Source organism: Limosilactobacillus avium (genome assembly GCF_947381485.1).
GTDB classification, from domain to species: Bacteria; Bacillota; Bacilli; order Lactobacillales; family Lactobacillaceae; genus Limosilactobacillus; species Limosilactobacillus avium.
The window spans coordinates 1-8,785 of the sequence record NZ_CANCWN010000047.1; the positions used below are offsets into that span (position 1 = coordinate 1).

The 8,785-nt window shown below is 51.6% G+C and carries 8 protein-coding genes; 5 read left to right on the plus strand and 3 right to left on the minus strand.

Annotated features, from left to right (window positions below; translation table 11 throughout):
- From QOS01_RS09780 to QOS01_RS09790, 3 genes are all read right to left on the minus strand, one after another.
- On the minus strand, positions 1–845 hold an 845-nt coding region (locus QOS01_RS09780), incomplete at its 3' end, for an FAD-dependent oxidoreductase (RefSeq protein ID WP_326521109.1).
- A 562-nt stretch (positions 846–1,407) separates the two neighbouring features.
- Entirely contained in the window at positions 1,408–1,848 is a 441-nt protein-coding gene (locus QOS01_RS09785; protein WP_283622189.1) for a hypothetical protein, read from the minus strand.
- Positions 1,848–3,362 (minus strand): Y-family DNA polymerase, encoded by a 1,515-nt coding sequence (locus tag QOS01_RS09790; protein ID WP_283622190.1) that lies wholly within the window; start codon positions 3,360–3,362, stop codon positions 1,848–1,850. The genes QOS01_RS09785 and QOS01_RS09790 overlap by 1 nt, the downstream gene beginning before the upstream one ends.
- A gap of 294 nt (positions 3,363–3,656) precedes the next feature.
- On the opposite strand from QOS01_RS09790, the gene trpS reads away from it, so the two are divergent.
- The 5 genes from trpS (at position 3,657) to QOS01_RS09815 (ending at position 8,702) form a co-directional block, all read left to right on the plus strand.
- Positions 3,657–4,679, plus strand: coding sequence for a tryptophan--tRNA ligase (trpS, locus tag QOS01_RS09795; protein ID WP_283622191.1), 1,023 nt, complete (start codon positions 3,657–3,659; stop codon positions 4,677–4,679).
- Between the two features lie 177 nt (positions 4,680–4,856).
- Positions 4,857–5,792 carry a Ppx/GppA family phosphatase gene (locus QOS01_RS09800; RefSeq protein WP_283622192.1) on the plus strand — a complete coding sequence of 312 codons (936 nt, stop codon included), beginning with the start codon at positions 4,857–4,859 and terminating at the stop codon, positions 5,790–5,792.
- Positions 5,785–7,035: a hydroxymethylglutaryl-CoA reductase, degradative gene (locus tag QOS01_RS09805; protein WP_283622193.1), complete on the plus strand. Its 1,251-nt coding sequence runs from the start codon at positions 5,785–5,787 to the stop codon at positions 7,033–7,035. The genes QOS01_RS09800 and QOS01_RS09805 overlap by 8 nt, the downstream gene beginning before the upstream one ends.
- Before the next feature lie 4 nt (positions 7,036–7,039).
- On the plus strand, positions 7,040–7,999 hold the full coding sequence (locus QOS01_RS09810; protein WP_283622194.1) for an IpaB/EvcA family protein: 960 nt from the start codon (positions 7,040–7,042) through the stop codon (positions 7,997–7,999).
- Between the two features lie 4 nt (positions 8,000–8,003).
- On the plus strand, positions 8,004–8,702 hold the full coding sequence (locus QOS01_RS09815; RefSeq protein WP_283622195.1) for an NAD-dependent protein deacylase: 699 nt from the start codon (positions 8,004–8,006) through the stop codon (positions 8,700–8,702).
- The last annotated feature ends 83 nt before the right edge of the window (positions 8,703–8,785 follow it).

Here is an 8,785-nt window from a genome sequence, read left to right on the forward strand (position 1 = left end):
TTGGAAGCCTTAAATTCAGAGAATTCTTCGTATACCATGTCGGTAACGTGGGTGACACCCAGCTTCTTCAGGGTTGTAACAACGTCCATCGCAACGTCACCACCACCGATAACCAGAACATTGTCCGGCAGGTCGTCAAGCTTGCCCTTGTTTTCCTTGGCACGGGCCAGGAAGGAAATAGCGGATTCCGTGCAGATGTTGTGTTCAAACATCGGAATTGTCTTGGCAGCACTGGTACCAATGGCCACGATAACGGCATCGTACTTAGCCTTCAGGTCGTCCATGGTGATGTCCTTACCAACGGCAACGTTGTACTTGATGTTGGCCCCGAGGTTAACAATCCGTTGAACTTCATAGTCAACGATGGCTTCTGGCAGGCGGTATTCAGGAATTCCGTAGGTCAGGTAACCACCGGCCTTGGCATTCTTTTCGTAGATGTCAACACCATAACCCTTTTGCCGTAAGGTGGCAGCGGCTTGCAGCCCGGCAGGACCACTCCCGATGATGGCAACGTTCATGCCGTTTTCCTTACCGGCGTGCAGGATCTGCATGTTTTCCTTCCGTTCCATGTCGGTAACGTAGCGTTGAATCCCACCGATGTCGATTGGGCCATCAATCTTTGCACGGGTACATGCACTTTCACAGTAACGTTCAGTTGGGCAAACCCGGGCACAAATAGCACCGAGGGCGTTGTTTTCCCGAATGGTTTCGGCTGCCCCCTTAACGTTGCGGAAACGAACACTCCGAATAAACTTAGCTGGATTAGTGTGAGCTGGACATGCCTTAGAACAAGGTGCGTCTTCACACAGTAGACAACGTGCTGCTTCTTGCATCACAGTAGACATTGTGTAACCCTTGGGTTCTTTAGTATAGTTAGAAGCCAAAGTAATTACCTCCTTAAAAAGCAAATACAGTATTTGTGATAAGTGTCACTTTGGTATTGCTTAAGAGGGCTTTTTGGTGTCCGCAATTTTATTAATGGTATTTTCATTAACAAAATGACAATAAGTGTGCCTTACTACAGTTGTCAGTATACATTGGCAACGTTTTCATGTAAAACGCGGAAAACTGATATTCTGCTGGAAATATTGAATTATATATAGAAATGGAATATTGATTTTAAAGAAGAATCGCTTGGCATTGCTCCTAAATTCACATACTTTTCGGAAGTAAAATAATTAAAGAATATTTTGCTAATTTTTTGGAATATTCAAGAATAAAAGCTATCGTTATTTATCTACAGTTAATATGTTAAACATAATAAATATAATACTCGACAAACGGAAATCAATGCAGTAAGCGTCCCTTTAAAAAGAAAAACCAGTGATTGATTTGCCACGTCAATCACTAGCTATTTTCCTAAATTAGTTAAGAATATATCGGGGTATTATAACGTAAAATAATTATTTACTTATCTTTTTTTACTTTAATTCTTTTCAAACTTCGAATCACAACCGAGCTCCCGTCCCGAAAACGTAGCCGTTGCCGTCGCCAGTCAACATTGACCAACTGTCCGGTGTACTGTTCATAGTAGCCGTTTTGCCCATTGAAATAGGTAACGGTGACCAATGGCCAGGGCCTAACCTTACTCAGCTCCTTGATCTGCTTAGTGAGGGCCAGCAACTCCGCATGGCTGAGGTAGTCCTTATTTTGGTAGCGTTTGGCCGTCTGGTCCAAAAGCTCCTTATAGCCGGTCAAAGCAGCAAACGGGGCGAACTGGCCGGCCCGGTCGATCTGGGGCATCGGCAAGTGGGCCCTTGAGACGTGGCGGGGCACGTCCATTATGTCGTTATAACGGGATGTATCGTTGAACTGCTTCTTCTCGGCTTCCCATTGTTTCTTGTCCATTATGCCCGGTGTCCCCCAATCTCCTTATTACGTTTCTTGGCAACCGCCCCGTCCTTCAAGTCCGCGGCCCGGATAATCGAATTCTTCCCAAAGCGGTCCTGCAGTTTGAGGACCATCTTTTGTATCCGTTGGTCCTGTTGACGCTGGCGACGTTCCTGGTTCTCTTTTTGCAGGTGCTGGTTGGTGTTGGTAAACAGGTCCAGCTGCTCCGTATGGGTCATCTGGTCCGCGACCGCCTGCTTCACTAGGTGGTTAGCGGTGACAGTAACCCGGCGGACGAAGAGGTCGGAATTGACCTTCTGCTGAAATACCTCCAGGAAGTGATCCGTTAGCTCCCGTGGTGATGCTGTTGGGAGCTTAGTTGTAAAACTACCGTGATCAGGGTGGGGAACCTCTCGACCATAAAAGTCAGTCGTCGTCGGCCCGTGGTAACCATGACCCTGGTGGAGGCTTTGGACATCGTAGTTGACCGTCAGCGAAAACTGGTCCGCAACCAGGTCCCGTTTAACCATCTGGAGGCTCAGCATGTCGACCATCTCCCGGACCACCAGGCGGGCCTCACTGTACTTATACGGCTTAGGCAGGACAATGCTGGAATAGATTCCGTGGTTGCTCGACCGGTAGTTCTTAATGTCTTCCATGGTGGCCGATTCGTATCCCCAGGCGTGGTCAATGATCAGCTCGGCGTTCTTGCCGAATTCACGGTAGAGGACCTCCTCGTTTAAGGGGTCGGACAACTTACCCAAGGAACAGCGGGCAATGTCACCCATGGTGTTTAGTCCCAGCTTTTGGAGGCGCTTGGCGTAACCGCGACCAATCCGCCAGAAGTCGGTCAACGGTTCGTGGGCCCATAGGTAGCGGCGGTATTCCTGTTCATTCATTTGGGCAATCCGGACGCCATCCTCATCCGCCGGAATCCGCTTGGCAACGATGTCCATCGCCACTTTTGCAAGGTAGAGGTTCGTCCCAATCCCCGCCGTGGCGGTAATCTTCGTCTCCAACTGAATCGTCTGGATCATCTCCTTGGCCAGGGCATGCGCCGAAACGTGGTGCTCGGCCAGGTAATCGGTGACGTCCATTAAGACCTCATCGATAGAGTAGGGGTGGATTTTCTCCGGTGGGAGGTAACGGAGGTAAATTTCGTAAATCTCCGCACTCTTCTTTAGGTAGAAGGACATTCGTGGTGGAACAATCTTGAAGCCAATCCGCAAACGGGGGTTGCGCAAAAGCTGCGGCCGGTAAACGGAGCTATACTTGGTTAGCCGGTGGTGGGGCGCCTTTTGCGCTCGTTCCCGGTTCAACTTTCCCACAATTTGCTCGACTTCGAAGAGGCGGGGCCGGCCTGGTACCCCAAACTGTTTAAGGGCCGGGGAGACGGCTAGGCAGATGGTCTTACTCGTCCGGGACTCATCGGCGACCACGAGGTTAGTGGTCAGCGGGTTGAGGTGGTGAGCGGCACACTCCGCCGAAGCATAGAAGGATTTGAGGTCAATTGCCAAGTAGGTGCGGGCCACGGTTAGCCCTCCTTTCGTTAGATTCTTGTTCCATTATACGGGGACTTTTCATCCGGAACAAGCGTTTGCCTTGCCCGCTTGCCTTTTGGAGCGAAAATGGTTAGAATATAGACATTGAGTAGCACGAGTTTAGCGAGGGACGGCTGGTGAAAAGGTCCCCAGGGTGCGAACTGGATTTTAACATGATTATCAATAAAGAGCGGCAAGTTATTTGCAATGTAGGTGGCACCGCGCGCAAGCGTCCTATTAGTCAATCGGCTAATGGGGCGCTTTTAATATAAGGAGGAATTAATGATGGCAGAAAAGAAACACGTAATTTTAACTGGTGACCGGCCAACGGGTAAGCTACACATTGGTCACTACGTTGGTTCATTGAAGAACCGGGTAGCACTGCAAAACACGGGGAAGTACGACACCTTCATCATGATCGCTGACCAACAGGCCCTGACTGACAACGCCCGGGACCCCGAAAAGATCCGGCGCTCCCTGCACGAAGTGGCCTTGGACTACCTGGCGGTGGGGATTGACCCAAAGAAGTCAACCATCCTCGTCCAGTCTCAGGTACCAGCCCTGAGCGAACTGACCATGCACTATCTGAACCTGGTCACCGTCTCCCGTCTGAAGCGGAACCCAACTGTCAAGACGGAAATTAAGCAGAAGAAGTTTGGCCAGAGTGTTCCGGCTGGCTTCTTGATCTACCCCGTGAGCCAGGCTGCGGACATCACGGCATTCAAGGCCGATACCGTGCCAGTTGGTGACGACCAAGAACCGATGCTGGAACAAACCCGGGAAATCGTTCGGACCTTTAACCGGATCTACAAGAAGGACATCCTGGTTGAACCGGAAGGGGTCTTCCCACCAAAGGGTGAGGGCCGGATCCCTGGCCTTGACGGCAATGCCAAGATGAGCAAGTCCCTCGGCAATTGCATCTACCTCTCCGACGACGCTGACACCATCCAAAAGAAGGTCATGTCGATGTACACCGACCCAACCCACATCAAGGTTTCCGACCCTGGGCACGTCGAAGGTAATACTGTCTTCACCTACCTCGACATCTTCGACCCGGACAAGGACCAAGTGGCTAAGTTGAAGGAACAGTACCAGGCAGGGGGCCTCGGTGACGTTAAGATCAAGCGCTACTTAAACGATGTCCTGCAGGCGGAGCTGAAGCCAATCCGGGAACGGCGTGAAAAGTATGCCGCCAACATGGACTACGTTGACCAGGTCCTGAAGGAAGGGTCCGCCCACGCCAATGAGGTTGCCAACCAGACCCTGAAGGAAGTTCGGGACGCCATCGGTATTAACTACTTCGGTTAAAATATAATTGAAAATTGGGAACGCCCTTCGTATTCGTTAATTTGAGTACGGGGGCTTTTCTCTTGCAAAAAAAGTTGCGAAACACCAGTAACAATTAGTGTTTCACGGAACGGAACATGGTAACATAAAAGAGATCGATTCTTTTAAATTATATTTAATGTAGCGGAGGTGAAAATAGTGGAAAACCTCGCAATTGTTGACCTCGGCTCTAACTCGGCACGGATGGCAATTACAGAAGTTGCACCGGATGGCCGTTTTCGTGAAATTAAGCGGGTAAAGGAAAATACCCGTCTTTCTGAAGGAATGGGGCGCGAAAAGGTGCTCCAAGAAGCAGCGATGACGCGGACAATTGAAGCTCTGAAGCGTTTTAAGCAGCTCTATGAAGGAATTCCCAACGTCAAGGTCCGGGCAATCACCACGGCAGCTGTTCGTCAGGCCCGGAATCGTCAGGAATTCTTGAACCGGGTGCAAAAGGAAGTTGGCATTCAGCTTCAGGTTTTGTCGGGTAAAAAAGAGGCGTATTACGACTACTTGGGGGTCATTCGGACCCTTAAGCTTAACCACTGTTTGATTTTAGATGTTGGTGGGGCAAGCTGTGAACTGGTGTTAGTTCAACAGCGCCGCGCCCGGGACTTGATCTCGATTCCGTTTGGTGCGGTCAACCTTTCGGAGCAGTTCCACCTGAATGGTTATGTGCGTTCGGCGGACCTATTTCGGGCCCAGGTAGCGATGAATGACCGTCTGAAGAAGATTCCCTGGCTGCGTTACGCAACGCGGGTGCCAATCGTCCTCCTTGGCGGTGCTAACCGGACCCTGGCCCGGATGGCCTGGGCCTACCACCACCGCCATCACCGGCGGACCATCCACGGTTACCAGCTTAGCGCCCGGGCGGTTTACGCTACTTACCGGGAACTGTTGAACCGGAATTTGGCCCAGCGCAAGCGGATCCCGGGTCTGGAGCAGGAGCGGGCGGACATTATCGTCGGGGGGATGCTCCCCTTAGTCAGCCTTCTCCAGCGGAACACCGATGGCCGGGTGATCTTCTCGGAGAGTGGTGTGCGGGAAGGCATCATTACCGAATACGTCAACCAAAGGAAGCAGAACAATGAGTGATTGGCAACACGGCTTTTATAAACTGTCACCAAAAGAGCGGCGGCAGCGGCTAACGACAACCCTGAAGCTACCAGTATCTGTGAGCGACTTACTGGCTGACCACACGTCTGACCTGGGTAACCAGCTGGTGGAGAACTACCTCACGGATTATTCCCTGCCAGAAGGGGTGGCCCTGAAGCTTGTCGTCAATGGTCAGGAATACCAGGTACCAATGGTGGTTGAAGAACCGTCCGTTATCGCGGCGGCTTCCAACGGTGCACAGCGGGTTGCGAAGAGTGGCGGCTTCACTGCCAAAAAGCAAAGCCGGGAACTGGTTGGCCAGGTGGTGGTAGAGCCACGCGGTGATGCCAATACCGACTTAACTTGGCTAAAACAACACACAAGCGAGATGCTTAAGGTTGCTAATGATGCTCACCCGTCAATGCAGCGACGCGGCGGCGGGGCCAAGAGCGTCCGCTTGCGGACCCCGGGGCGCTTTATCAGTGTAGACCTGGGAATTGACGTTTGCCAGGCGATGGGGGCCAACAGTGTCAACACGATGGCCGAAGCGGTTGGTAAGTGGCTGCGGGCCCAGGACTTTAACGTCCTCTGCGCAATCTTAAGTAACTACGCAACCGCCAGCCTACAAACGGTGACGTGCACGGTGGCCTTCAAAGACCTGGCAACCCCGCAGATGTCGGGGCAAAAGGTAGCCGAGCGGATTGCGGCGTTAAGCGACCTTGCCCAGGCTGACCCCTACCGGGCGGCAACCCATAACAAGGGGATCATGAACGGGATTGACGCCGTCTTAATTGCCAGTGGTAATGACTGGCGTGCCATCGAAGCGGGCGCCCATGCCTATGCGGCGCGTGATGGTCAGTACCGGGGTCTTAGTAGCTGGCAAGTGGAAAATGGCCAGCTAGTCGGCCGCTTAACCCTTCCGTTACCGGTGGGGGTTGTTGGCGGCTCAATCGGCCTGAACCCGTTGACCCGGGCAAACTACCGAATCAGTGGCGTTCAAACGGCTGAGGAGTTGGCGGCAGTGACCGCCAGCGTTGGCCTTGCCCAGAACTTAGCGGCACTGCGGGCCCTTTCAAGTGCCGGAATTCAGGCGGGGCACATGAAACTCCAGTACCGGTCACTGGCGATTAGCGTGGGGGCCCAACCGGCGGAGGTGCCACTGGTAACAAAGCGTTTGGCCACGCTCGACCATGTGGACCAGGCAGCAGCCCGGCGGGTACTTGATGAAATAAGAAAGGATTAATTGCATGAGTGAAGAAATAAAGTTAAATGCGGCGAATCAGGAACTGCTTAAGCAGGTGAACGAACTTTATCCTGAGGGGACCGTTTTTGTTCAGTTTCATGGTGAAAAATCGGGTTACGTCCGTCATGACCAGGCAACCCAGAAGACGCTGCCGGGCGGGCTCTTTATCATTGTGACCGACCTGACCGCGCCCAACTACACGGCATCCCATGAGCTTCTCCACCTCCTGATGCTCTTGCGCGGCTTTCCCCAGATCTTTTTCCAACTTTCCCTGGGTGACAAGCAGCTTGATGAGCAGATGATGATCATGTCGACAGACCTCTACAACGTTGCCATGCACCGGGTCGTGGTCGCTGAACAACGAAAGCACGGCTTCATTGATGAACAAATTGAGCAGGAATACCTGAAGGGGGTTGAACACACCCTGACGCCGGAAGGGGAAAAGGGGGATGAGGAGAAGACTCTCCGCCTTTTGACCCTCCTCGATGCCTTGGTATTCTACGGTGACCACCTGGACCAGTACGAAGAAACGCTGAAGGCTAAGTATCCAGAAGCGCTGGCTGCAGCCAAGAAGATGTACGCAACAATCACTGCCAAGCCGATTAAGACGCCATTTGACATGCGGCGGTCAATCATCAAGATTTACTCCTTGTTTGACCAGCAGATGCAAGAGTGGAACCTGCCGGCTCTCCACAACAACGAGTACACGACCCTTTCACCAGTCCTGAGTGAGCGGCAGTTACGGTTGAGCCTCCGTCAGGTCTTTGAAATTTACCACTCCGATATGAAGGAGCGGGGAACGAAGAAGCGGGCGTACATTGGTATTCGGCGTAGCGACCGGCAGAACTCGTTTACCATGCCGGCTCCCCAACTAGAGACGCCGGAAATGTTTAAGCGTATTTACGCCCAGCCGGTGAAGAAGTTTCTTGAGCAACACAGTATCCCATATATTGTAAGGAAGTAATTAGATGGACACGAATATTCAAGCAACCTTTGATAATGCCAAGCACATTGTTTTCCTGACCGGGGCGGGCGTTTCGACAGCTTCTGGTATTCCGGATTTTCGGTCAGCAAACGGCCTCTACACCCAGAACCGGAATGCGGAATACTACCTGAGTCACCGCTACTTTGCAAGTGACCCGGAAGGCTTTTACGAATTTTGCAAGAAGAACCTCTACTTCCCCGATGCTAAACCGAATATCATTCATGAAAAGCAGGCGGCTTTGACCCAGCAGGACCGGGCAACGGTGATTACGCAAAACATCGATAACCTGTATGAAGAAGCGGGCACTAAGCACCTGATTGACTTCCACGGGAACCTTTACAACGTGTTCTGTGAGAAGTGTGGTAAGACGGTTCCGGTTGAAGACTACCTGAAGAGCCGGATTCACGAGGAGGATGGCGGACCGTTGCGGCCGGATATTGTTCTCTACGACGAAGGAATCAAGCAGGAAAACATCATTAATTCTGTCCAGGCAATGCAGGGTGCCGACCTCGTGGTGATCGTTGGGACGTCCATGAAGGTTTACCCGTTTGCTGGCCTGCTGGAATACCGGAATAAGAACGCGGAAGTGATTGCTATTAACCGGCAGAAGCTGTCGTTTGGCTTTGACTTTACGATGGTTCAAGAAGACGCCACAAAATTCTTTGCGGAATTGACCGTTTAAAAAATAAGAGGCTGGGAATTAACTATTATTTTCTAGCTTCTAACTAAGAAAATGCGAACTATGATTTTTGATTTAATCAAAAA

What these genes read in the sequence shown, in the direction of transcription:
- QOS01_RS09785 (WP_283622189.1), bottom strand. Translation starts at nt 1,848, where the DNA reads ATGGACAAGAAACAATGGGAAGCCGAGAAGAAGCAGTTCAACGATACA.
- trpS (WP_283622191.1), top strand. Translation starts at nt 3,657, where the DNA reads ATGGCAGAAAAGAAACACGTAATTTTAACTGGTGACCGGCCAACGGGT.
- QOS01_RS09810 (WP_283622194.1), top strand. Translation starts at nt 7,040, where the DNA reads ATGAGTGAAGAAATAAAGTTAAATGCGGCGAATCAGGAACTGCTTAAG.
- QOS01_RS09815 (WP_283622195.1), top strand. Translation starts at nt 8,004, where the DNA reads ATGGACACGAATATTCAAGCAACCTTTGATAATGCCAAGCACATTGTT.
- QOS01_RS09805 (WP_283622193.1), top strand. Translation starts at nt 5,785, where the DNA reads ATGAGTGATTGGCAACACGGCTTTTATAAACTGTCACCAAAAGAGCGG.